General features: G+C 27.3%; 21 protein-coding genes and 3 pseudogenes. 15 read left to right on the top strand and 9 right to left on the bottom strand.

Going from position 1 to position 24990, the window contains the following annotated elements; genetic code table 11:
* Positions 1-357 precede the first annotated feature (357 nt).
* The 6 genes and pseudogenes from EPJ72_RS05845 to EPJ72_RS13630 all read left to right on the top strand — a co-directional run bounded on the left by EPJ72_RS05845 (position 358) and on the right by EPJ72_RS13630 (position 3576).
* Positions 358-615, top strand: a complete 258-nt coding sequence (locus EPJ72_RS05845; RefSeq protein WP_147731266.1) for a hypothetical protein — start codon at positions 358-360, stop codon at positions 613-615.
* A 189-nt stretch (positions 616-804) separates the two neighbouring features.
* On the top strand, positions 805-1179 hold the full coding sequence (locus EPJ72_RS05840; RefSeq protein ID WP_147731265.1) for a DUF4234 domain-containing protein: 375 nt from the start codon (positions 805-807) through the stop codon (positions 1177-1179).
* Positions 1180-1533: 354 nt separating this feature from the next.
* Positions 1534-1800 (top strand): annotated as a pseudogene (locus EPJ72_RS05835) (hypothetical protein); the annotation flags it as partial.
* A gap of 412 nt (positions 1801-2212) precedes the next feature.
* Positions 2213-2611, top strand: coding sequence for a hypothetical protein (locus EPJ72_RS05830; RefSeq protein WP_147731264.1), 399 nt, complete (start codon positions 2213-2215; stop codon positions 2609-2611).
* 286 nt (positions 2612-2897) lie between these two features.
* Complete coding sequence (locus EPJ72_RS05825; RefSeq protein ID WP_147731263.1) at positions 2898-3401, top strand: hypothetical protein; 504 nt, start codon at positions 2898-2900, stop codon at positions 3399-3401.
* A gap of 52 nt (positions 3402-3453) precedes the next feature.
* Positions 3454-3576 (top strand): hypothetical protein, encoded by a 123-nt coding sequence (locus EPJ72_RS13630; RefSeq protein WP_277871914.1) that lies wholly within the window; start codon positions 3454-3456, stop codon positions 3574-3576.
* A gap of 304 nt (positions 3577-3880) precedes the next feature.
* Here EPJ72_RS13630 and EPJ72_RS05820 read toward each other — a convergent pair whose 3' ends face one another.
* From EPJ72_RS05820 to EPJ72_RS05810, 3 genes are all read right to left on the bottom strand, one after another.
* Complete coding sequence (locus EPJ72_RS05820; RefSeq protein ID WP_014932322.1) at positions 3881-4333, bottom strand: hypothetical protein; 453 nt, start codon at positions 4331-4333, stop codon at positions 3881-3883.
* 72 nt (positions 4334-4405) lie between these two features.
* Entirely contained in the window at positions 4406-8137 is a 3732-nt protein-coding gene (locus EPJ72_RS05815) for a glycosyltransferase family 117 protein (protein ID WP_147731262.1), read from the bottom strand.
* Positions 8138-8364: 227 nt separating this feature from the next.
* A complete protein-coding gene (locus EPJ72_RS05810) occupies positions 8365-9300 on the bottom strand; it encodes an integrase core domain-containing protein (RefSeq protein ID WP_158636886.1) in 936 nt (311 codons plus the stop codon).
* A gap of 211 nt (positions 9301-9511) precedes the next feature.
* On the opposite strand from EPJ72_RS05810, the pseudogene EPJ72_RS05805 reads away from it, so the two are divergent.
* Positions 9512-9622 (top strand): annotated as a pseudogene (locus tag EPJ72_RS05805) (DUF4234 domain-containing protein); the annotation flags it as partial.
* Between the two features lie 19 nt (positions 9623-9641).
* Here the strand turns inward: EPJ72_RS05805 and EPJ72_RS05800 are convergent.
* A pseudogene (locus tag EPJ72_RS05800) lies at positions 9642-10299 on the bottom strand (IS1595 family transposase).
* Between the two features lie 49 nt (positions 10300-10348).
* Here EPJ72_RS05800 and EPJ72_RS05795 point away from each other — a divergent pair.
* Positions 10349-10621 carry a hypothetical protein gene (locus tag EPJ72_RS05795; RefSeq protein ID WP_242004938.1) on the top strand — a complete coding sequence of 91 codons (273 nt, stop codon included), beginning with the start codon at positions 10349-10351 and terminating at the stop codon, positions 10619-10621.
* Between the two features lie 65 nt (positions 10622-10686).
* Here the strand turns inward: EPJ72_RS05795 and EPJ72_RS13005 are convergent, their stop codons facing one another.
* From EPJ72_RS13005 to EPJ72_RS05775, 4 genes are all read right to left on the bottom strand, one after another.
* On the bottom strand, positions 10687-10854 hold the full coding sequence (locus EPJ72_RS13005; RefSeq protein ID WP_158636885.1) for a hypothetical protein: 168 nt from the start codon (positions 10852-10854) through the stop codon (positions 10687-10689).
* Positions 10832-12832, bottom strand: coding sequence for an ATP-dependent helicase (locus EPJ72_RS05785; protein ID WP_147731261.1), 2001 nt, complete (start codon positions 12830-12832; stop codon positions 10832-10834). The genes EPJ72_RS13005 and EPJ72_RS05785 overlap by 23 nt, the downstream gene beginning before the upstream one ends.
* A 316-nt stretch (positions 12833-13148) precedes the next feature.
* Positions 13149-13562, bottom strand: a complete 414-nt coding sequence (locus tag EPJ72_RS05780; protein ID WP_147731260.1) for a C-GCAxxG-C-C family protein — start codon at positions 13560-13562, stop codon at positions 13149-13151.
* Between the two features lie 16 nt (positions 13563-13578).
* Complete coding sequence (locus tag EPJ72_RS05775; protein ID WP_147731259.1) at positions 13579-14559, bottom strand: beta-ketoacyl-ACP synthase III; 981 nt, start codon at positions 14557-14559, stop codon at positions 13579-13581.
* A 298-nt stretch (positions 14560-14857) separates the two neighbouring features.
* Here EPJ72_RS05775 and flgK point away from each other — a divergent pair, with 298 nt between their 5' ends.
* From flgK to EPJ72_RS05745, 6 genes are all read left to right on the top strand, one after another.
* Positions 14858-16771 (top strand): flagellar hook-associated protein FlgK, encoded by a 1914-nt coding sequence (flgK, locus tag EPJ72_RS05770; protein ID WP_147731258.1) that lies wholly within the window; start codon positions 14858-14860, stop codon positions 16769-16771.
* 155 nt (positions 16772-16926) lie between these two features.
* On the top strand, positions 16927-19728 hold the full coding sequence (locus tag EPJ72_RS05765; RefSeq protein WP_147731257.1) for a methyl-accepting chemotaxis protein: 2802 nt from the start codon (positions 16927-16929) through the stop codon (positions 19726-19728).
* 72 nt (positions 19729-19800) lie between these two features.
* A complete protein-coding gene (gene lnt, locus EPJ72_RS05760; protein ID WP_147731256.1) occupies positions 19801-21846 on the top strand; it encodes an apolipoprotein N-acyltransferase in 2046 nt (681 codons plus the stop codon).
* Positions 21847-21858: 12 nt separating this feature from the next.
* Positions 21859-23001 (top strand): chemotaxis protein CheB, encoded by a 1143-nt coding sequence (locus EPJ72_RS05755; protein ID WP_147731255.1) that lies wholly within the window; start codon positions 21859-21861, stop codon positions 22999-23001.
* Position 23002: 1 nt separating this feature from the next.
* The gene (locus tag EPJ72_RS05750) at positions 23003-23491 is read left to right on the top strand and encodes a hypothetical protein (protein WP_147731254.1); all 489 of its coding nucleotides are present in this window, start codon (positions 23003-23005) and stop codon (positions 23489-23491) included.
* Positions 23492-23515: 24 nt separating this feature from the next.
* The gene (locus tag EPJ72_RS05745; protein ID WP_147731253.1) at positions 23516-23923 is read left to right on the top strand and encodes a hypothetical protein; all 408 of its coding nucleotides are present in this window, start codon (positions 23516-23518) and stop codon (positions 23921-23923) included.
* Here the strand turns inward: EPJ72_RS05745 and EPJ72_RS05740 are convergent.
* A complete protein-coding gene (locus tag EPJ72_RS05740; protein ID WP_147731252.1) occupies positions 23920-24396 on the bottom strand; it encodes a hypothetical protein in 477 nt (158 codons plus the stop codon). The two genes, EPJ72_RS05745 and EPJ72_RS05740, sit on opposite strands and share 4 nt — an antisense overlap.
* 161 nt (positions 24397-24557) lie before the next feature.
* Here EPJ72_RS05740 and EPJ72_RS05735 point away from each other — a divergent pair, with 161 nt between their 5' ends.
* On the top strand, positions 24558-24791 hold the full coding sequence (locus EPJ72_RS05735) for a helix-turn-helix domain-containing protein (protein WP_147731251.1): 234 nt from the start codon (positions 24558-24560) through the stop codon (positions 24789-24791).
* The last annotated feature ends 199 nt before the right edge of the window (positions 24792-24990 follow it).

Genomic DNA, 24990 nt, shown 5'->3' with positions numbered 1-24990 from the left:
TATTGTTTAAAATATATAAAAGTGATAAAAAGCATAGTTTCCAAAGAAAGTTTTCTTGGTCTGCCATTATTAAAACCTTTATATACTTTTCTTAATTCTTCTAAAAGAAATAAATATGTTTTTTTAAGCCAATCACACTTTGACAATCAATCATTTTTATAAAATCCTTTTTTACGAATATATTAACATAATTCTTACTTCTTTGAAACTATAAATTGATTTGTCAAGTACTTTTGAAACAAGTCTATAGTTCTTAAGTTAGTTATTTTCTATCAACTTTTTCCCGCGTACGAGCTGTACCACCTTGCCGCACGGTAATGCTATGCTTTAATTATAACTTCTTAGTCGTGCGGGGGAATGCATTTTAATGTACAATTAATAAATTATAAAATTTATAATAAAAATGCAGCCTTTTTGCTTCTTTGCGGCGGCAAAAGAAGTAGGGGTTTGGGGACTAGTCCCCAAAATATAAAAACAAAAATTGATAAACTTAAAGTTTTCAAATATATAATAAGTTTTTTTATTCAACTTTTTCCCGCAGCAAAAAGTTTTTACCCTACGGGTACGCTTCGCGAAAGTGCAAGTGTTTTAGCTTTGTATATATGGAATATGTAAAACTAAAATAATATTGTTCTTTCTTCCCGTAACTTACGCTCTGCGGATTTCGTCAAATAACCAAAAAGTGCAAATATTAGTGCCAAATCATAGTCATTATTTTTGACAAAATATAACTTTTTAAATATAAAATTAATTATTGACTTATATGATTTTTTATTTAAACTTAAAATAAAAAAATCTTTATTTATGAAAATAGAAAAGAAACCATTATTAAATATTGCTTTATTATCATTAATTACTTGCAGGGTTTATGTGATTTATTGGATTACCGTTACAACAAAAGATATTAATAGCTATATGGAAAATGAATATATCTCTCCAACATTAGCTTGCATATTATCAATAATAACTTGCGGATTATTTGACATATATTGGTTTTATAAATATGGCAATATTGTTTTTAATGATATGTATAAAAAAGCTGATATTGATAGTTATGGAGAGAATGCTTTTGTTTTGTCATTATTTTTTTTAGTTCCTTTTGGATATATATATTCTATTGTTACATTGCAGTCTAAACTCAATATTATTTATGATAAAACTAATAATAATAATTTTTAATTTAATTAAAGCTTGGGCGGTGCTAAAAATTCTAATTAAATGAAATAGAAAATAAAATTTTAATTACAAAATAGGCTATAAAAATAGAGGGCGGGGTATGTAAATAAAGTTTTAAAACTTAAATTACATATGCCCACCCTTTAGGCTTTTTATATTTATCAGTTATTTTTATATTATTTTTTTTATTAATTTAATACTGTTATTTTAGCACCCACCCTAAATTTATTTAAGTTTATAAATATTTTACCCGTGCATTAAGAATTCTATAAACATATATTTAGATTGACAAAAAGTGCCTATATATTGAAATTGATAAATTATAATAACAAAACAATATTAATAAAGATTGCTTAAATGAAAAAGAAAAAAGATGACAGCAAAAAAGATGTATTAGTTCTTCTACTATATCTCTTCTTATCTTGTACTATACCTCCTACTGCAATAACAATTTTTGCTAATGCCGATAAAAATATACAAGCAAAAAGAGAAATAATAGATAATAATAAACAAACTAATGCAGCAAATTTTGATAAAGAAGAAGTACTTCAAAAAATAATAACATTATTATTAAAAGGAACTTCATCATCTAAATATAGCGGCTCAAAAGTGGATTTAGATATTTCTTGTCTCTTTAAAAATCTTTTAATATTTTTAGTTTTTAATGCTTCCTGCACTATAAATAATTTAAATTCTGTGCTATAATCTTTTTTCATAGTAGCATCCTTTTTATTTGTTTTATGTTCAAAATATTATAACAAGGATACTGCTTTTTTTATACTAAAAAATGTCCAATATCTCATACTCCTAAACAGTATATTTGCGTATAGTTGCGTATATTGACAAATAAAATAAATCTGCTATAATACAGACATCAATAATAAGTGCCGAGCTTAAAAATGATACATACATACATACATACATACATACATACATACATACATACATACATACAATTCTAATAATCTTTATTTTATATTTCAAAGCATATAAACAATCTTGTTTATTATAAAAAATCGTTTTAAGGAGTTCTAATATGAACAAAAAACTATTATCTATTTTATTTATTTTATTTTTTGCTTTTGCTGTAAGCTGTCAGAATGCTGATAAAACAGGTTCAGTAGACAGTTCCAAAGGTATAGAACAGTTTAACGGCAATACTTATATAAGCGATGCGATTGATAATGGAAGCGGAATTAATATCTATTATTTTGTGTTAATAAAAAATAGTAAAGTAGCATCATACGAAAATAGCACTCAAGATACTCCTAATGTGCCTGATGAGGCATATCTTGAAGTAGAAGGCACAGGCACAGATTATACTTTAAAAGATCCTGCCTCTCCTGAACAGAAAATTAAATTAAAATTCTCTTCAGACGGCAATACTGTAACAGTAAACGTTGACGTATATACAATTAAATTAAATAAAAAATAAAATATTAGAATAAGATAGACGGCATCCTCTTTTTATAGGGGGATGCTTTTTTTACTTCGAGTTTTTTATAATAATGAGTTGAAAAATTAATATAAATATATTATACTATCACCTATAATAAAAATAATTAGTTAGAAGTTATGACAACACAACACAACACAACACAACACAACACAACACAACACAACACAACTAAATATCTATATTTTATCAATACTTATTCAATATCTTTTTGTTTAAAATAAAACATTATGTTTATTATTAAATATATTATTAGGAGTTATCTATGAAAAAACTATTTATTTTAATTTTGTTATTTGTTAATACATTGATAGCTAATGAAACTAAAATTGAATTAACTACAACATACGATGAATTTCAAGATGTTACTTGGATAGAACCTAATTTTGATAACTATGAAGGATACCCTATTATTTATGCTTATATTGGGCATCAAAATGAAGAATATTGGCTGAGACTTGTAGCTCAATATAAAAGCAGCGATTGGATATTTTTTGAACAATTAATTTTATTACATAATGGTATAAGAAAAGTAATTAAATTTAATTATTCACAAAAAACAAGTAAAGTTGTTAGCGGCGGAATATATGAGGCTATAGACATACAAGTAGATGCTGACTTATTAGAATATTTAGAAGACTATAGCTTGTCTACAAATTCCAAATTAAGATTTTATGGCGACAAGTATTATGCAGACAGAGATATAGGCGAATTTGAATTACAGGCTTTACAAGTTGTTATAAACAAATATAAAGAATTAAAAAAATGATTATGAGAAAACTATTTATAACTTTTTTATTATTTTATTTAAGGAGTAAAAAATGAAACAAAATATTGCAGTAAATATTAATTTGAAAGGCGGTTTTTTAGGGTTATTTTCTTCGCCTAAAAACATAATAAAAAACACTTTAGAAAATTATAATAATCAAGGCTCACTATTATAACTATTATAATAATAGCAAGCCTTAATAATTTTATCATGCTTTTTTATTGAGGAGCCCGCAGCACCTAATTTACCAGAATATTTATAGCCGGCACCTAAGCCTTGTAAGCCGTCTTTTATTTGTAAATAAGGCATATCAAAATTAACATATAATGATATTATTATAAGATTTTATCAAAGATGAGCAGGAAAAAACTAATAAAACTCTGCTATACTAGTTTTTAAACTGTATATCTGCACCATTAAAATATTTATTATTAATTTGATTATAAGCATAATAATTCAGAATGATTTTTTATATTAAGCTATTTCAATTTTGTAATAACTCCTTCATATACAGCCTGCATAATTACTGAATTATTTTTTTTATTTTTGAAGCACCATTCAAAAGAAGCTGATGCTGAATTTCTATTATCAAAGACTGCTTTTGTTTTTACAGACATAACAATATCATATTCTAACTGTTTTTTGGAAGCAAATTCAAAATCATTTTCTTCGTAGCTGTATATATTATTTATAGTCTTTCCTGTAAGCATATCAGTTATATTTCCGTATTCATCTATTTCTGCATAGTATGTTATATCTTCAGGCATTTCTTTATTGCCGCTTATTTTTTTCATTCCCCCAATGTTACTACCCCATATACCTTTATTTTTAATTATATTTTCTTTATTATCATTAACAGTTATTCCTGTTTTACTTTGATTATTACAGCTTATCATAAATAATAAGCATATAATTAAAATGCTTTTTTTCATATTATTTTTCCCATTTGCACATATCTCTTATATTATTTCGGTATGTTCTTGTTTTTTAATTATACTTTTTTATTATTGATTAGGAGCCCCAACAGTACCTAAATACTGCATTATCTGTACCCTTCTGCTTTCAACATCTTTATCCAAATTAGCTATAACCTGATTATCCTTAGCAAGAGGAGACATTCTTAGCTTAAAATCATTATAAATATTAAGTGCCTCAACAATCATATTCTGCTCTATATATATATGCCCTATAGCATACAAAGCAAAAGCACCGTCTTGCGTTAAATCATTAGTATATTTTGAATATATATTTACAGCTTCATTATATCTATTTTGATTAAGATAAATGCTAGCTAAATCAAAATCTACACCCCTTCTATCATCTACTGTGATATTAGGAAGATTTAAAGTATCATTTAATATATTGATACCAGTATTAACATCACCAATATTAGCATAAAGTATAGCAAGCTCTTTATTAACATTTACTAATTGAGTATTATTAACTGCTCTTTTTTTAGCTTCATTTTTAGCCCAAATAGTTTCATCTAAATCTTGTCTGTTTTGATAAATATAATTAGCATAAGCACTATAACTATCAAAAGTGTTTTCTGCTATAGCTTGCTGTTTTAGAGCATCTGCCTGCTGTCTTGTAGTTCTAATCTGTAAGTCTAACCTATTATTAAACTGCATTATCTGCTGATAAGTAGTGTTTTGATTTCTTACAGCATCTCCCATATCTTTACCTCTATGGAAAGTTTTCTCTGCTCTTGCCATTACATCTTTAGCTTTATTTAAATATTCAGCCTCTTTCTCATAAGGAGTATCTTTAGAGCGAGCTAAATATTCATAAGAAGCAGCCAAATTGAAATAAGCAGGATAAATAAGTTTTTCAAGCTTTATAAGCTCTTCATACATCACAGCAGCTCTCTCATAATCCTCATCTAATATAGCTTGATTGCCTATAGCAAAGTAAACATTAGACATATCAAAACCTATAGTAAGCATTCTATCTTCTTCTTGCCTTTTAAGATTTTTATACTCTTCTATTTTTGCATTAGCCTCTTCTCTTGTAATACCATTTTTAGCAATGTCCCCATTACCCATAAAGCCAAGCAATTTTTGATATGTTTTTATTTTTCTGTTATACATGTCTATTTTGGCAAGCGAATAAGAACTTACAAAAATTTCTCTAGTTAAAAAGTCATAATGAGAAATCTCTTCAGCAGTTCCTTTCATAGTGTAGCTATTCCAATAATCTTCTTCTGTTTTTAACTCTGGGAAAGGAAGCTCATACATTTTTACAAAAGTTATCTCTTCATTGCCATTATAGTTATTTTTTCTCTCTACTGATATTAAACCCTCATCAAGCAAAGCATTCAAATCTGAAGCAACTTTTTCATTCTCATAATTTCTTTTTAAATGCTCTTTTGCTATTGCTTTATAATCATTAACAGTAAGCACCTTGAAAAACTCTAATTCATCAACCAAAGCATATTTTATAGGCTGAACTTTAAATACAAGTCCATAAGCCTTAAAGTAATAATCTCCAAGCCTTTCAAGACCATCTCTTCTCCAAGCCATATAATAAGGTCTGCCGCTATCTATAAAATCCTTGTCTACAGCATCGCTTATGCTTCCAAGCCATCTGCCGTCTGTTTTCATAAGGTTACCGTATATTCTTTCAAATACATTACCCTTCTGGTCATATATTTTTAAATCTGGTCTTCTTCTTTCAACCATAGTGTAGTAAACAAGTCCGAATACTTGGTTATCTCCGCCCTCTGTTGCAAATATAGCATTGTCTGGAAGAGAGTTCATCATATTGTATGAATAGTCATGGTTACTAAAATCTTTTGAGTTATTGTTGCGGCTTAAATTCATTACAAATATAGGTATCATTATTGCAAATATTGCCACAAGTGATATTGCATGATATGGCTTTAATTTTGTATCTGTAATCTCTTCAGAAGGTTTCTTTAATACATTTTTTATATTAGTATTAAAATATTCCATATACCACTGTATACCAAAGCCAACTATTACAATCATATATAAAGTAGCAGGCAAGAAAAATACCTCTACAAATGATAAAGTTCTTACACTCGGAGGCGGATTAGTATATGCCATTAAAGATACACCAAAACTTAATAGTCCAAATACTGAAAATATTCCTATAAACTTATTTTTCTTAAATATTTGAAATAATCCAGGTATTAAGAATAATAATCCTAAAACAGTTAATTGAGTTTTAAATATATTAATTAAAGCAGATACTTGCTCTGGGTGAAGAATGAATGCTGCTGCAATATCGTTACCAGAAGCACCGTACTGTTTTCTGTGTATCATACTAAATAAATAGCTTAAATTCTCCCAGCCAGATGGCTCATTCAACTGTCCCCAGTTTAGAGGAGGCAAAGCCCTTGCTCTTATAGGCATATATGCATATATCATAACGCCTAAAGCAAGCATTAAAAGCATTTTATAATAAGAAAATGATATACCTGTGATAAAATCATTATCATTATTAAACTTATCTATCTTACACAAGAAATATCTATAAACCAACACCCAAACAACAACTAAAAATAAAGGCCAAAATACTAAGAACATTCCTTTATAAAGAGTTGGATAGAAAGGAGCTTTTAAGTTTTGTATCATATCAGGTCTTAAATAAGAACCATTAGCAAGTGCTGTAAATATATCGCTTAAAATGTTCATATCTGTGAAAGGTTTAAACAATATAGAAAATATAGAATCATCAGAAGCTACACCCGGAGGGAAATATAAATAAGCCTCATAATTAATAATAAATCTATAGTATCCAAAACCTCCTATAAAAAGTAATATTAAAAATACAAATATAGATATAAAAGGAGTTTCAATGTTTTCTATGTATCTATCTTTATGAACCAAGAATAATACAATAGCTATAAACAAAAGAGGGGCAAAAGCAAAAGGCAAAGTAACATGGTGATTAGCAAGTGCCACCCCATAAAGAAAACCAAAAGCCATTAAATATTTATTTCCATAGTAAGGCACATCATCATCAGCATGCTGCCACACTGCCTCAAACCAATAAATAAGTATTAAAAGCATAGAAGCTATTTGAAGAATGTTTAAGCTGTAAACTTCTGCCATAGTAGCCTGTGCCCACATATTATCAGATATAGCAAAAGCAACACTTGCCAAAAGTGCAGGTATATGCACTACAGGAGAAAAACCTCTCTCAATTCTGTTTTGTCCTAATACTTTAACCATAATGAGATAGAAGAAAATCATAGCAATAGCACCGCATGTTCCAGAAAATAGATTTGTTCTCCAAGCAATGTTTCCAAATGGAATGTAAGTAAATAGCTTAGACATTAAAGTATAAAAAGGATAGCCCGGAGCATGCCCTACTCCCAAGAAGTATGCTGCTGTTGTAAGCTCTCCATTATCACCTGCCGAAAGTGAAGGAGTTAATGTAAACAAATAAAGTAAAAATGTAAACAAAAATGCTGCACTAGAAAATATTATATCTATCTTTGAAAGGTGATATGGTTTTATTTTATACTTTTTAAATATTGGTTCGCTGTCAGAAGACTTTGAGAATAATTTAGAAAGTATGTTTTCGCCTTTTTCTTTATTAGCTTTTTCTTTTTTGTTAGTATTATTTTTTTTGTTGTTTTGCAGATTATTAATATATTCTTCTATTAACTCTCTGTCTTTTTCTAATTTTTTTGTAAGCTCATCAATGCTTTTATTTTTGTAATTAGCTTTAATATACTCTTTTTCAAGATGCGAAAGTTTAGCCATTGAATTATTTCCTCTTATATAATTTTAAATAGTTTCAGATATATTTTATTTTGGATTATATGCGGCAATGAATTTCTTTTGTACTTTTTCCCGCCGCAAAAAGTACCAAAAAGTGCAAATAGTTATTTAATTTTTATAATATTTCAAATCCTAAAATATTACAATTATAATCAATTATTATATAATAAAATCGCTTATTATTCAACAATGTAAAAATATATTTTATGTCATGGAGCCATAGATATTGTACTTTTACTTGCTATAATATTTTTGATTCTTTCTTTGATTGTAATATACCCTAACGAAGAAATCAATCTTTGATTGTTATAAAAATGTGTATATTCTTTTAATTTTTCTCTCAATAATTCTACTGTGATATTTTTATTTAATCGTGAATAGAATTCTTTTTCGTCTATGCCGTGTACTCTTTCTACTACGCCATTGTATCTCGGTGTTGCTATAGGAATATATCTTCTCTCTAATTTATTTTTTAAGCAGTATTCATCAAAAATATTTATTTTAGAAGTATTAATACAGCGATAAGTATATTCCATACCATTGTCCGTTTGTATAGCCTGTATCTTAAAAGGTGAAGTTTTTAAGACATATTTTAAGAAAGATAAAGCACTATAAGGTGTTTTATCCTCATAGATTTGCCTCCAACTATAGCGAGTAGCTAAATCGACAGCAGTGAACTGATAGACTGTTTTTCTGCCTAATTTGATATATTTAGTGTCTATTTGAACTATTTTGCCTTCTTTTTGTATTTTAGAGACAAATTTACGCTTATCATATCGCTTCTTTTTCTTTTTTGTTTTATATCTCCAAAGATTATTTCTTTTTAGTACATTCTCTATAGCTGTAACCCCTATCTTAATGCCTTCACGATTTAAATATGCTTTAATATAATGCTTACCTCGATATTCTTTAGTATAGAGTTTAATAATTAAATTAATAGCTTTTTGGTTATTAAAGATATTTGGGGAAGTTTTTGGTCTAGTGCTAAAATTGGCGACAGTTCCAGTTTCTTTATATTTTTTAAGCCAAGCATAAAAAGTAGATTTGGGTATTTTTTCTATCTTTAAAAATCTTTTAATATTTTTAGTTTCTAATGCTTCATCCACTATAAATAATTTAAATTCTGTGCTATAATCTTTTTTCATAGTAGCATCCTTTTTATTTGTTTTATGTTCAAAATATTATAACAAGGATACTGCTTTTTTTATACTAAAAAATGTCCAATATCTCACACTCCTAAACAGTAAAAATATATTTTATAATGTAAAGCATATTTTATGTAATCATAGTATCATAATTGACTTTTTTCAAAAATTTATTATGATGGTCTAAAATTAATTTATTAGGAGTAGTTTTATGAAAAATGAAAATATTAAATCAGTGCCAATGTTAGTGATATTAAGCTTTGTAACATGCGGAATATATTATTTATATTGGTTATACAAAACAACAGAATTAATAAAAAATTTGGGGCTGTCCTAGATAACTAAAAAAGCTCCTTTTTTGCTAAATTATATATAATTTCCAACTGTTTGTCAACTTTTGGATTATTAAATCTAAATTGACATTCTTTAATAAATAAGTGAAAATGTGCTTTTGGTATTCCATTAAATTTACGAAGATGTCTTTTTGCTTGATTCCAAAAATTCTCTATACCATTAATATGGTTCTTTTCTTCAGCAAACTTTTCACTATGATTAATTCTAAAGTGCTTAAATTCTGATACATCTAATACATCATAACTATGATAATAATCTGAATAAACTATACTATCTGGCTGTACTTTTTGCCTAATAATAGGCATTAAAGTGCTTATTTTAGTATTATTTATCATTTTTACATATACTTTTCCGCCTCTTTTTAATAAACCAAACACTGGTATTTTATATGCAAGCTCCTCTCCCTCTTTTTCCTTTTCTTTTGCCGCCAAAATAACTCTCATCTGCTTCTATTTCTACATTAAAAACTTCTTCTTCTTTTTCTTTCTCATATTCAAATATTAATTCTCGTAAATGATGATAATATAATATTGCTGTTTTACGATTAATTCCAATAAGAGCAGAGGCAGTCCTTGCTGTAGTTCCTGCTGCAAAATGTTCTATTAATTTTAATTGTTTTTCTTGACTTAATTTACTGCGTTTCATACTTAAATTTTAACAAATTTCAGTTATATAGGACAGCCCCAAAAATTTTATGGATAATTCAGAAATAAATCCAACATTAGAATTAATATTATGTTTGTTCATACCATTCTATCAATTATATTGGTTTTATAGATATTCTAAAATAATATATAAAGATATGACTTCAAAGGTAAGTATGGATAATACAGAAGATACTTCAGTTTTACTTCTTATACTTTCATTTTTAGGTTTAGGCATAGTTTCTGCTGCTATAATACAAGATAAGTTAAATAGTATATGGTCAAAAACAGATGTTGATACTATAACTTCTCAAGCTAATTAATAAATCTGAAATAGTACTTATAGGAAAAGATTTAAATATAGTTTTTCTTAGAGAAATATTTCAGCCTATTTATAGAGATAACATAAAAAGAAAAGAGGACTATAATCATCATCATGAAGAGCATAATCATAGTGAAGATTGTTATCATAATGATGAAAACTGTTGCTATGACGAAAAATGTCATCACCATGATGAGGAAAATCATCATCATTAATAATCGAATGCATCCTCATCTATTTCTATATAATAGCTATTAGCTTTTTCTTTTATATATAATAAAGATTTTGGTATCTCCATTAAAAATGATGAAGGAGCTTGTTCCATAGTGCCTGAGCTTATTCTTCTTCTTTTAGCGTATGTGAGATAAAGTTTTTGTTTTGCTCTTGTAATTGCCACATAAAAAAGTCTTCTTTCTTCTTCTATGCCGTTTTCTTCTTCAAGTGAAAAATAATGAGGAAATACTCCATGTTCAAGCCCCGTAATAAACACCACTTCAAACTCTAATCCTTTGGCATTGTGTACTGTCATAAGAGTGATTGCATCTTCTTTATCTTCGTTGCTATTGTCTTTATATAGTGTTGTTTCTTCTAAAAATCCTCTTATATTTAAACTGCTTTCTGGGTTTTCATAATTATAATTTAAATAGCTGTAGTATGCATTAAAAAGCTCTTTTATATTGTCTTCTGCCGCTGCTATTCTTATATTGACGTCGCTTTTAAAAATTGAAAAATAATCTATTTCTTTTAGAAACTCAAAAAATACTCTCTCTATATGTTTAGAGTCTTCTTCTATTTTTTTTGAATATTTCTCTAATATATTTTTATACTCTTTAATATTGTTAAGAGCTTTTTTTGAAATATTAGATTCTCCTATAATATCTATTGCATCATAGAGTGTTAGATTTTTTTTATCTGCGAATGCTTCAAACTGAGCAAAAGTTTTTTCTCCTATTCCTCTTGTTGGAGTGTTTATAGTTCTTCTAATGCTGAAGTTATCATTAAAACCAGTAAGAAGTCTTAAAAAAGAAATGCTGTCTTTAATCTCTGCTCTTTCATAAAACCCAACTCCTCCTACTATTTTATAATTAATAGAATGAGCCATAAGTTCTTTTTCGTATGCTCTTGATTGGCTATTGGTTCTAAACAAAATAACTATATCTTTTGCTTCAAAACCTTCATCAAACAATAACTCAATTTCATTAGCAACCGATTTTGCCTCTTCATAATCTGTATAGCATATCCAATTTTCTATTTTATAATCGCTTTTTTTATTTGAAAAAACATTTTTTGTGTGTCTATGGCTATTATTTTTTATTACATTCAAAGCCACTTCAACTACATTTTTAGGGCATCTATAATTTTCTTCAAGGCGAATTATTTTAGTGCCTTCAAAATCATTTTCAAAGTTTAATATATTAGATACATTTGCCCCCCTAAAGGCATATATACTCTGATCATCATCTCCTACAACGGTTAATTGATTATCTAGTTTTTGGCTTTTATTTTTTTGGGTAAGCATTTTTATTAATTTGTATTGCTGTAAGTTTGTATCTTGAAACTCATCAACTAAAATATATTTAAATCTCTTTTGATAAAACTCAAGTATGTTTTTTTCTTTTTCAAATACTTTTATGGTGTTGAGTATTAAATCGTCAAAGTCCATCACATTTTCTTTAACTTCATACTCTGTGTATTTATCATATACTTTTCTATAATACTCCTCTTCAAAACCAATATCATATCTCATTTCATTTTTTATAGCAGATATATATCTTGAAACATCTTTCGGCTTTATAGATTTTGTAGTGTTTTCTTCTTTCATTATTTTTTTTATAACACTTAATCTATCCCCCTCGTCTAAAATAAGAAAGTCTTCTCTATAATTTAAACATTGAGCATTATCTTTTAATATTCTCAAACATGCAGAGTGAAATGTTCTTATAAATAGCCTAAATGGTTTTATTTCTGGAAGCATAGAGCATACTCTTGCTTTCATTTCATTAGCTGCTTTATTTGTAAAAGTTACAGCCATTATATTTTCTGGCTTTACGTGTTTTTCTGTTATAAGGTATGTTATCTTTTTTGTGATAACTAAAGTTTTACCGCTTCCAGCACCAGCCAAGAGGAGAAGAGGGCTGTCTATATGAAGCACCCCTTCTCTTTGATTTTCGTTTAAACCATTAAGTAACTCATTTTGTTTATTATTATCCATAAATATAAAACTCTAATTTTTTTAATATAATAAATTTTTATTTGTGGTGGCTTTGCCCCCATACCCCTACTTCTTTTATTGGTATAAAAGAAGCAAAAGAACTGCATTTAATGAAGTCTAGCTTTTTATGCATAGACGAAAACATATATATTATTTTTAATTTATATATTCCAAAGCCATAAAACTAAAACACTTGCACTTTCGCGAAGCGTACCCGAAGGGCGAAAACTTTGACGAAGTCCACACCGTGTAAGACGGAAAAAGTTGAATAAAACAAACTTATAAAATATATCCGTTTAGCTATATAATAAAAGCTCTAATCTTTTTTGTAATATCTCTGCATTATATCGTCAAATATTTTTGCCGCTTCAAATATAATATAATCGCAGCCGTCTATAGGGTCTCTATACTCTTCTTTCAAAGGAGTACAATCTGTATGCGAGGTTAATTCTTTAAACCTAGTAACAAACTCAAATTCTAACTCTTTTAAAAAAGTGCTTTCATGACCTCTCTCTATAATAAAAGCTTTAGAAAAAGCCATAATTGCTCCTGTTAATATTCCGCAAGTAAGTCCTAAGCCCATACCGCCTCCAAAACCAGCAGCAAGTTTTAAATCACTTTTATCTATTCCCAAATTATAAACTGTGTTAGCCCCATAAAGCATCTTTTCTGCACAATTTAAATCTTCTTCCTTCCCAAATCCATTATATAAATATTCGTATAAAGTCATAATAACAATTCACTTTTTAAAATTTTATTAAAGTAGAGCCCCAAGTAAGCCCAGCACCAAAAGCAGTAAGTAAAACATAATCGCCCTTTTTAATAGCATTCTTTTCAAAAGCCTCTGTAAATGCTATTCCAACACTAGCAGCAGATGTATTGCCGTATTTTTGTATATTCACATAAAACTTACTATCATCAAAGCCCAACTTTTTAGCAACAGCATTCATTATTCTAGTATTGGCCTGATGTGTAATTATTAAATTTAAATCAGTTAATTCTAAATTGGCACTTTTTACAGTTTTTCTTATAGTTTCATCAAATGTAGTAACAGCCTTTTTAAAAACCTCTGTTCCTTCCATAGTTATGCTGTTAAGTTTATCTTCCACATTTTTTTCTGTGATAGGCTCAGCACTTCCGCCGCCTTTAACAATTAATATCTCATCATTAGGCTCGCTTCCTATATCTGTAGCTATTATTACTCCGCTCTCATCTTCTTCTCTAGCCTCAATCAATGCAGCACTAACTCCATCACCAAAAAGTATTGCAGTAGACCTGTCTTCCCAATTTATTATATCGCTGCATTTCTCTGCTGCCACAATTAAAACCTTTTTACATTCTCCGCTCTCTACAAGTGAAGTTGCAGTATTAAGGGCATATATATATCCAGAGCAGGCAGCTGATATATCAAAAGCAAGGCATGAGTTTTTTATACTGAATTCTTTTTGTATGAGCCCAGCTGTAGAAGGAAATGTATATGATTTTGTTGAAGTAGCTACTATTACAGCATCAGCATCATCTATTTTTTCTTTTTTTTCTATCAATTTTTTTACAGCTTTTATAGCCATATTTGCAGAGCTTTCATTTTTATCTGCTATTCTCCTCTCTTCTATTCCTGTTCTAGTTACTATCCAATCATTATTTGTGTCTAATTTCTTTTCTAAATCATAATTCGTTAATATATTTTCTGGCAAATATGAAGATAAATTTTTTATATAAGCTTTCATTAATAATTTAACCCTCTCGTTATTAATAAATTAAAATAATCAAAAATGAGATTATATATTAAAATAAAAATTAAAGATATAGTTTTACTCATAGTTTATTCAATAAATATATTTAGCTAATATATATTAATTTTTAAAAATTTAAAAGTATTAGTCAATTTTATCTCAAATAGGAATATTATTATTTACTATATTATGTTACCTTGCGTTACAATAATGATAAAAAAAACTAATTAAAAATTAAAAACTTACGATAAGTAAAGTATTAGCAGTAAACTATTTATTAAGGAGCATAATAATGTCAACAAGCTCATTTTTTGGCATAGAATTAGGTAAAAGATCCCTTCAAAACTTCAAAACAGCTTTAGAAGTAACAGGACATAACATAAATAACGTAGCCACTAAAGGATACAGCAGACAAAGAGTAGTAATGCGTACATTTGATAAACCTTTAGAAGAGCCTAGTTTAAACAGAGCAGAACGTGCAGGACAAATGGGACAAGGTGCTGAAATAGCTACAATAGAAAGATTAAGAGATCAGTTTATAGATTCCAAAATAATGGTAGAATTAGGAAGCGATGGATATTGGAAGACAAAAAATAATTATTTACAGCAATTAGAGGCTATATACAATGAGCCCGGTGAATATAATTTGAGAAATGATTTGGATGCATTCTGGGATGCTTGGCAGGAGATGAGTATTAACCCTACCGAAAGAGGAACAAGAATGACTTTAGTAGAGAGAGCTGATAGAATAAATAACTCATTTAATCAGATGTATAATCAAATGGATTCTATGAGAAATAATTTAAACTCTCTTGTAGAAAGCAAAGTTAATAGAATTAATGATATAGCTAACTCTATTAGAAGTTTAAATACTGCTATAGTAAAACAAGAGGCATTAGGACAAAGCCCTAATGATTTATTAGACAAAAGAGATTTATTATTAGATGAGTTATCATCTTTAGCTAATGTTGATATAAAATCTATTGACCCTGATGAGACAATGATTTATATAGGAAGCCGTTCATTAGTACAGGGAAATGTTGTAAACAAATTAACTTTAGAGAGGAGTGCTGTTAATGAAGGTATGTTTGATGTTTATTGGGAAAATGACCATGTACAGCTTAATTTAGAGGGTGGAGAATTAAAGGCTTTATTAGAACTTAGAGATGTAGATACCGTTGATGCTATAAATGATTTAGACACATTAGCTATGAATTTAGCTGACAGTGTAAACGAAATACATAGAAGCGGTTTTGGTTTAAATCAAGAAACTGGAATTGATTTCTTTACTATGAATAAACAAACTCCTTCTGTAATAGGAAACTATGATTTAAACAATGACGGCACTGAAGATTCTACTATAATGTTTAAGGTAAGCGGTGTAAATAGTGTTAATCCTAATGATAGTATAGGAAGCTCTGGAACATTAGTGTTTGGAAGCAAAACAAGAGAGGGTGCTGATGTTGCTATAGATTATACTGCACAGATGAAAGTTGGAGAATTAATAGATAAAATAAACTCAAGCGATGCTAATGTATCAGCTTATTTAGATGATAATAATAGGCTTGTATTAAAAGCTAAGGGTTTTGATGATTATATTAAGCCTTCATACTTTATTAAACATATAGAAGATTCTGGAGATTTTTTGGTTGGCATATCTGGTTTATTAAATCAATCTGGAGCTAATGGTGCTTATAATTGGCAGGCAACAAATCAGGTTAATCAATTAGCTGGAGATTTTAGAAACTTTACTGTAACACCAGAAAAACACCCTGCAGCTGCAATTAGTGTAAACGATATAATAAGAAATGATATTAATTACATAGCAGCTTCAAAAGGTATAGACACTAATGGTAATGGTTTTAATGATAAATGGAACGGTATTGGTGATGGTTCTAATGCTTTAGCTATAGCTAATTTGAAAAATAAAGAAATAATGGTAGAGAGCAAATCTACATTTAATGATTTCTACACAGGAAGTATTTCTCAAATAGCTTCAAGAACAGAAACAGCAAACTCTGAAAGCGAAAAACAAACTATTGTTATGGAATATCTTGAAAAATTAAGACAATCTGTTTCTGGAGTTAACTTAGATGAAGAAGTAGCACAAATGGCAATGTATCAGCATGGATATAATGCTTCTGCAAGGGTTGTAAGCGTTATGGATCAGCTTCTAGATGTGGTAATAAATAGAATGGGTGTATAAAACATTTTTTAAAAATACAATAAATAAAGCGGTATTCATATTTATGGATATCGCTTTTTTAATTTAAGTATTGTATAATTAAATATTGTATAATGCTAAAAAATACATTTAGTTATTCCGACATTAATAGTAATATAGTAGGAGCATTTTAAAAAATGAGTATAAGACTTCGTATCACTTTAATGATATTTGCTGTAATGGCTTTTGTTGCTATTAGTTCTAATTTCTTAAGCAGCAACCTTAATATAGAAACTTTTTACAAAGTAATAGATGATAATATGAATAATAATTTCAAAATCATAGCTAATAACTTTGAAAATAAATTCTACGCATCACAAGAAGAAGTCAATAAATTATCCTACAAATCAGCCCTAACATTTAATACAGCAGATAAAAGAACTGATACATATCTAAACGATAATATCTCTAATTTCTTAATGGAAAATATTAATGAATCAAATCCATATATTAATAGAGTATTAAGTATTTTATTTATACCAAATTATACTTTAGCATTTAATGAGCTACCAAAATCATATAATATTGATACAAAAACAACTAATTTTACAATTATAACCAATGATATAAATGGAATATGGAGTAATCTAAATACTTTCTATCCTACAGATATGCATTATAAAACTTTTTTATCTTCTATGTTTAATAGAACATTATTTAATATATCTAAAACTATTGTTGAAAATAATACTACTATTGGTGTTGCTAACGTAGCTTTATTTTTTGATTATACTAATAGTAGCGAAATAAAAAACATATTTGGTATAGATTCATCTGAATTATTAATCATTGATAAAAATGATTTAACTATTATTAATTCTAAAGATAATAGATTAAATAAAAGTAAGCTAGATATAATTTATCCTGTTTATTATCAATTATTCAATTCAAACCTAGCTAAAGATGAAATAGTAACAGAAAATATTAACCTTTATGGAAGAGATTATAGAGTCTATATAAAAAGTATATCTGATATTTTAAATGTTGTTATGATTATACCTAATTCTTATTATGATTCACAGATAAGTTATATGAATAGGTCTATAGTTTATACTATTATTATGGTGTTTGTTATATCTTCCATCATAATAGGATTTTTCATAAAACTAATATTCTCTTCATTAACTAGAATATCTGATATATTAGAGGACTCTATTAATAACAAAGATTTGTCTGTTGAAATACCAGAGCTTTCTGGAGGCGATGAAGTATCTGAAATTGCAAGATGGATGGGTATATTAAGCGGTAATTTCCAATCTACTATAGCAAGCATAAAGAAAATTATATCTATATCTAGAAAACAAAGTGATAGATTTACTAATCAAATATCATCAAACTCAGTTATAATAGATAATATAAATGATTCTATAGAAAACATAAAAACTAATATTAACGAAGAATTAAACAATTTAGAGATAGTAGAAAACAGTAATAAAAATATTTTAGAATATATAGATATTAACTCTAACAACATAGATGAAATAGATATAGATACAAAAGACCTTCAAGAAAAAATAATAAAAGAAGGCGATAGTATAGAACAAATATCAGTATCTGTAGAACAAATGTCTAAAACAATAGAAGGAATAGATAATATTATATTTAATGCTTCTAATAAAACAAAAGACTTGCATATAGCTTCCATGAAAAGTAAAGAAAAAATGCAAGCTACATCAACAGCTACAATCGATTTAAGAAATGCATTAGGTTTTATATCCAATTTCGTAAGCTCCATAAGAAACATAGCCCATCAAACAAATTTACTTGCTATGAATGCCGCTATAGAAGCTGCACATGCTGGTAAATATAGTTCTGGTTTTGCTGTAGTTGCTGAAGAGATAAGAAAATTATCAGAAGTTTCAAATGAACAGGCTGATAATGCAAATAAAGTATTACAGACAATAGAAGAAAAAATTATAATAACAAGTAATGATTTAACAGAATCTACTACTCAATTTGATATGTTGGCTAGAGATGTACAGGAAGTTACAGAAATAATGGGAAGTGTGCATAACTCTTCTGTTGAACAATTAAAGGCTATTAATGAAATAGTTAATTCAATTACTACTATATCTAGTTCAAGTGAAAATATTAAAAAGCAATATATTAATGTGGCAAGTAAATTAGGAGATATGAAAAATAATATTAATACTTTAAATACTTTATCTGTTAGTGCTTCTAAATCTATGTCTAAACTTAGAACTACATCAAATGCTATATACGAAAATATTGATAAAATATATTCTAACTCTAATGAGCTTTTTAATTATGCAAATACAATGAATAAATTTGCAAATGATAATAATAAAATATTAACAGATTTAGATAATGAAATATCAAAATATAATATAAATACAAAAACCTCTTCAGCAGCAACAACACAAAGAGTAAGAGGAATATCTTTAATTATATTAAAAGATTTTGTAAAAGAGAAATTTGGAGAAGATGGTTATCAGAAATGGCTTACTGCTATGGAACCTGCTTCTTCATTAATATTTAAAAATGATATATCAGCAAAAGAATGGTATCCTTTTATGGCTGGTTTTCACAATCCTCATAAACTTGTATGTGATTTGTTTTATAACGGTGATAATGCAGGCATAAGAGATATTGCTGAATACCATTATCATAGACTTATACCGAAATACTTTAATATAATATTATTATTTGTACCTAGATATTACATTTTACGTTATGTAGCTGAGGTGGTATTTAAAGAGATACATGACCCTGTTAGAATTGAAGTTATTAAAAGCAGAAAAAGACTATTAGTAGCTCATATGAAAAACTTCACAGGTAATCCTGAAATATTAGAATTATCTTTAATGGCTTGGTCTTCTCTACTACTAGGTTCTATTACGCACGTTAAATCTTCTTTAGAGATTACTAAATCTATTAAAGATGGAGAGCTTTATACTGAATTTGTTTTGAAATGGTAAATATTAAATCTAATAAATACTTTGATATTTTTTACATTATACAATATAATATATACAAAAAATTAGGAAATTATAAAAGTGACTAGTAAAAGTAATTCGTATACTTATGGAATAATTATATTAAGCATTTCTGCTGCTATGCTTTTAACTTTAGCTTTTCCTCCGCTTAATTTCTTCCCTGTGGCATTTATAGCTCTATTTCCTCTAAATATTATTATATACAAAGCTGATAAAATTAGATATTATGTACTCTCTTCTTTTTTATTTGTGATAGTGTTTTTTGGATATTTGCTCGTATGGGTGGCAGCTTTTATGCTTAAAGAAACAGAGGCTGCTGTTTCTTTTTTAGCTTTATTTACAATATTATTTTTGCTTACTCTGCTCTTTTATTTCCCTGCTATGATAGTAAGCGGTTATCTTTCAAAGACTTTTCCTAATATAAGATTTTTAATAGTACCTGCAGTGTTTACTGTTATGGAATATATAAGAAATGTTGGATATTTAGGTTTTCCTTGGGGTATTATAGGATATTCTCAGTGGAACTTCATTCCATTCATACAAATAGCTGATACTATAGGTGTGCTTGGCATAAGTTTTTTAATTTATTTATCTAATGCTGTTATTACTCATTATTTAATATTATACGTAGAAAAATCTGAGAGTGTAAAAAATAATAAAAAAATATCAGACAAAAAGATTTTTATACCAGCTATAGCAACTGCAGCAGTATTTTTTATTATTTTAATATACGGTTTAATAAAAGTAAATTATGTAGAAGCAAAAAGAGTTTCTATGCCTAAAACAAAAATGGCTCTCATACAAAAATCTTTTGACCCTAATATTCCTTGGAATAGTATATACACAGGAGAGCCTTATAAAAGAAACTCTCCTGGCATACAAGGACTTGCAGAGAGGTTTTTATTAAAATCAGAAAAATTTCAAAGCGAAGAGAAAACAGACGGATATACCCAAAACAGCACCGTATCTGTGAAGAGAATATGCAAATTAGCGACCGATGCCGCATTGTCAAAACCTTCTTTAATAGTATACCCAGAATCTGTAACAATGGATTCATATAACTATTATTTATCACGTTATGAAGAGATGTTTCAATATGGTATGGTTTCAAATTCTACATATCCTGCAATTTTTAATACTTACATTTTGTATAATACTATAAGAAATACTCAGACTCATCATTTGCTTGGTACAACAATTATAGAAGAAAATACAAATGAAAATGCATATAACCCTTATAAATACTATAATGGAATAGCATTTATAAATGAACAAGGAAATATTGTTGACGATTACAGAAAAATAAAACTCGTTCCGGGAGGAGAAGCTTATCCTTTTCAAAATAATAAGTTTCTTTTAAATATCTTCCCATTTAAAAATATAATAGCTCTCATATATGAACAATTTGATAAAGCAGGGGCAAGCAGATGGGAGATAGGTGATAAAATATCTGTATTTGAACATCCAAATGGTTATAGATTCTCTGGCATAATATGTTATGAAAGTGCTTTTGGTGATTTTGTAAGACAGTTTGCATATTATGGTGCAGAAACTATAGCAGTTATTACAGAAGATGCTTGGTCTTATAGCGATAACTCTTTACTTCAACACTTTTATATGTCTGTATTTAGAGCAGTAGAAAACAGAAGAGATATAGTACATAATGGAAACTCTGGAGTAACAGGACACATATCAAGCAGCGGTAAAGTAATATCAACACTTCCTTTTTGGAAACCTGATTATATGATTGCTAATGTGGCTTTGAATGATAATATTACAATATATACCAGATTTGGCGAATGGTTTGTTGTGCTATGTTTTATTGGAATAGTTGTTTTATTCATCATGAAATTAAGTAATGTTATCAAAAATATTTACAAAAAAATAAAAGATAAAATATATACAAAAATTAAAAAAACTAAAGTAAAAAATAATAATAATAATAAAGATTTTAAATATACAGACAATGAAAAACATATTTACGATATAAATAAAAAAGAAAAAAACACTCAAAGTATATTCGATCAAAATACTTCAGAAATATATAATACTTTAAATGAAATTATAGAGGAAGATGAAAAAAATAATAATAATAAATAATTTTGGTGTATTATGGGATTATTTATCAATGTATTAATAGCAGAAGATTCCAAAGAAATTTCTGACAATATAAAAAAAATACTCTTAAAAAATCCTGCTGTAAAGATAGTAAACATTGTAAATAATGGCATAGATGCATACAAAACTATAATAAATAAAAAAACAGATTTTGCATTCATTGAATTTAATTTGCCGCTTATGACTGCATCTGAGATTCTTAGGCAATTAAAAAAAGATAATATAAATACTAAAATAATAATATTATCAACTACAGATAAAAATGATGATTTTAATAGCAGATTAACAAATTTAGGTGCATTTAAAATTATAAATAAGAGTGCTAAAAAAGAATATATAGAAAATGAAATATCAAATATTATAGTAAATAAAAATATTAAAAAAGAAGAATTCATAAAAAAAGAAGAAATAAAAATAAATGAAAATATAAAAAATAATTTATTTAGAAATGCTGTTATACCTAAAAACACAATAAATACTTTTCCATATAATATAAATAGAGTAAGTGATGTAATAAAAAAAATAAACTATTCTGATTTTAAAAATCCAAAACTCATAGCAATAGGAATATCAACAGGAGGCCCTAAAGCATTAAGAAGTTTAATTCCATCTATACCAAAAAACTTTCCTATTCCAATATTAATAGCACAGCATATACCAAAAGATTTTTCATATTCTTTAGCAAAGGGGTTAAATGATGTATCGCAAATTACAGTAAAAGAAGCAGAGGATAATGAAGAAATAAAATCCGGCTTTGCGTATATTTGCCCCGGAGAAAATAATATGGGTATACATTTAGATAATAACAATATCAAAATAAAATTAAGGGAAGATTTGAAAACCGATTTACCCTATATGCCGTCAGTTAATCATTTATTTAATACAATTAACGATAACCTAAAAGACCAAGCAATAGCAGTAATAATGACAGGTATGGGTAATGATGGCACTGAAGGAATGATTAATTTATACAATAATAAAAATCTTACCATTGCACAAAATAAAACTACAAGTACTATATTTGGTATGCCAAAAAGTGCTATAGAAAACAATGCTGTTCATTTTATAGTATCGCTTTATGATATAGCAGATTTTTTAGTGCAATATACAACAATAAAATTAAAAGGAAAATATTAAAATGAATAAAAAATTTTTGTTGATTATAATGACTATTTTTATACTTGCATCTTGCAAAAAAGAATATAAGGCAGATTCAGAATATGGGGCTTATATGTTTGAAAAGTATATATCAACATTAATATCTGCAAAAGATACTTTGGAGTTTACATCAAATATTGTTACTAATATTGATGAAAATACTGTAGAAAAAATAAATGAGATGTATGTATTATATGAGCTTACAACTGCAGATATTATAGACTCTATAAAAAATAGAGCTTCTATATATCAGAGGATATTTTCGGACGAGGAGGAGGCTCTTTGTAATTATTTGCCTAAAGACGGCGGATATTATGATGTGGCTATAACATATAGAGAATATAAAGACATAAAAATAGTACAGATAGAATATCCTTCATTCAATAAAATTTCTAAAAACTCTATTGAAATTGTTGGAATATATTTAAATGATAAATGGAATATTTTAACTATAAACTTTTTTAATTAAAAAATAAATATTTAAGGATAGCAAATGAAAAAAATCATTTTAATAATAATAAGTTTATTTAGTATATCTTGTCTTGATGATATAAATACTATTAAAAAAGAGAGTTTGTTTTCTTTTTATATAGAAATGAAAAATGAAATAATAAATGAAAACATAAACTGGATAGAAAAAAATTCTAATATAGAAAATATAAATGAAATGGAAAATATAATTCTAAAAAATAATGATTCTATTAAAAATATGCTATCATCAAAAGACGGAGAATATTCTGCCACAATAAATTACATAACAGCCGAAGCTAATCAAAATGACAGAGGAAGCTATATTATAAGAAACACAAAATTAAGCCCTACTTATTATTATATAACATTAGTATATGAATCTTCTAAATGGAAAATAGAAACTATAGATAAATTACCTATAAACAATTAACTTTTTATTTCTGATATTTTCACTTCTTTTACTTCTTCAGTATTAGAAACTTTTTTTAATGTCATTTTTTCTCTATCAAACTCAGCAATATAATAGTTGTTTCTTAAAGCTAAAACTATATCCTTAGCACCGCTTATGCCGTCATTTTTTTTATAAGAATCTACCATAATCTGCAAAAGAGACATTGTTGAAGGAAAACCAATATATGCTATCGCTACACCCAAAGAAGGAATTGTAGCTAATGATGAAACTAATACACTTTTTCCTTTACTCAAAGTTTTGGAAGATATAATCGCAGTTACGGCAACAACAACTCCTCCAATAAGTAATCCCCAAGCTATTTTACCTGTGTTTTTGATATTAGATACTTTTTTGCCCAAAGAAGATTCTATATATATAACATCTTCATCTCTCATAATAGCATCAACTATATCGCTTTCATTTTTGCATATAATAACTTCATCTCTATTCATAATTTACTCCCATATTATTATATAATAATTTTATTAATAAACAAGATAATGAACATTTTTTTTGTGTTAAGGAGTATGAGATATTGGACATTTTTTAGTATAAAAAAAGCAGTATCCTTGTTATAATATTTTGATATAGAAAATAAATAAAGGATACTACTATGAAAAAAGATTATAGCACAGAATTTAAATTATTTATAGTGGATGAAGCATTAAAAACTAAAAATATTAAAAGATTTTTAAAGATTGAAAGAATAAATAAATCCACTTTTTATACTTGGCTTAAGAAATATAAAGACACTGGAACTGTCACTAATTTTAGCACTAGACCGAAAACTTCTCCAAATATCTTTAATAATCAAAAAGCTATTAATTTAAGGGGCTGTCCTAGATAACTAAAAAAGCTCCTTTTTTGCTATATTATATATAATTTCCAACTGTTTGTCAACTTTTGGATTATTAAATCTTGTTTAGGAGTGTGAGATATTGGACATTTTTTAGTATAAAAAAAGCAGTATCCTTGTTATAATATTTTGATATAGAAAATAAATAAAGGATACTACTATGAAAAAAGATTATAGCACAGAATTTAAA

The sequence above is a fragment of the Brachyspira pilosicoli genome (assembly GCF_008016535.1).
Taxonomy (GTDB): Bacteria; Spirochaetota; Brachyspiria; order Brachyspirales; family Brachyspiraceae; genus Brachyspira; species Brachyspira pilosicoli_A.
Note: the sequence above shows the minus strand (reverse complement) of the source record. Positions and strands in the feature narration are given on the sequence as shown.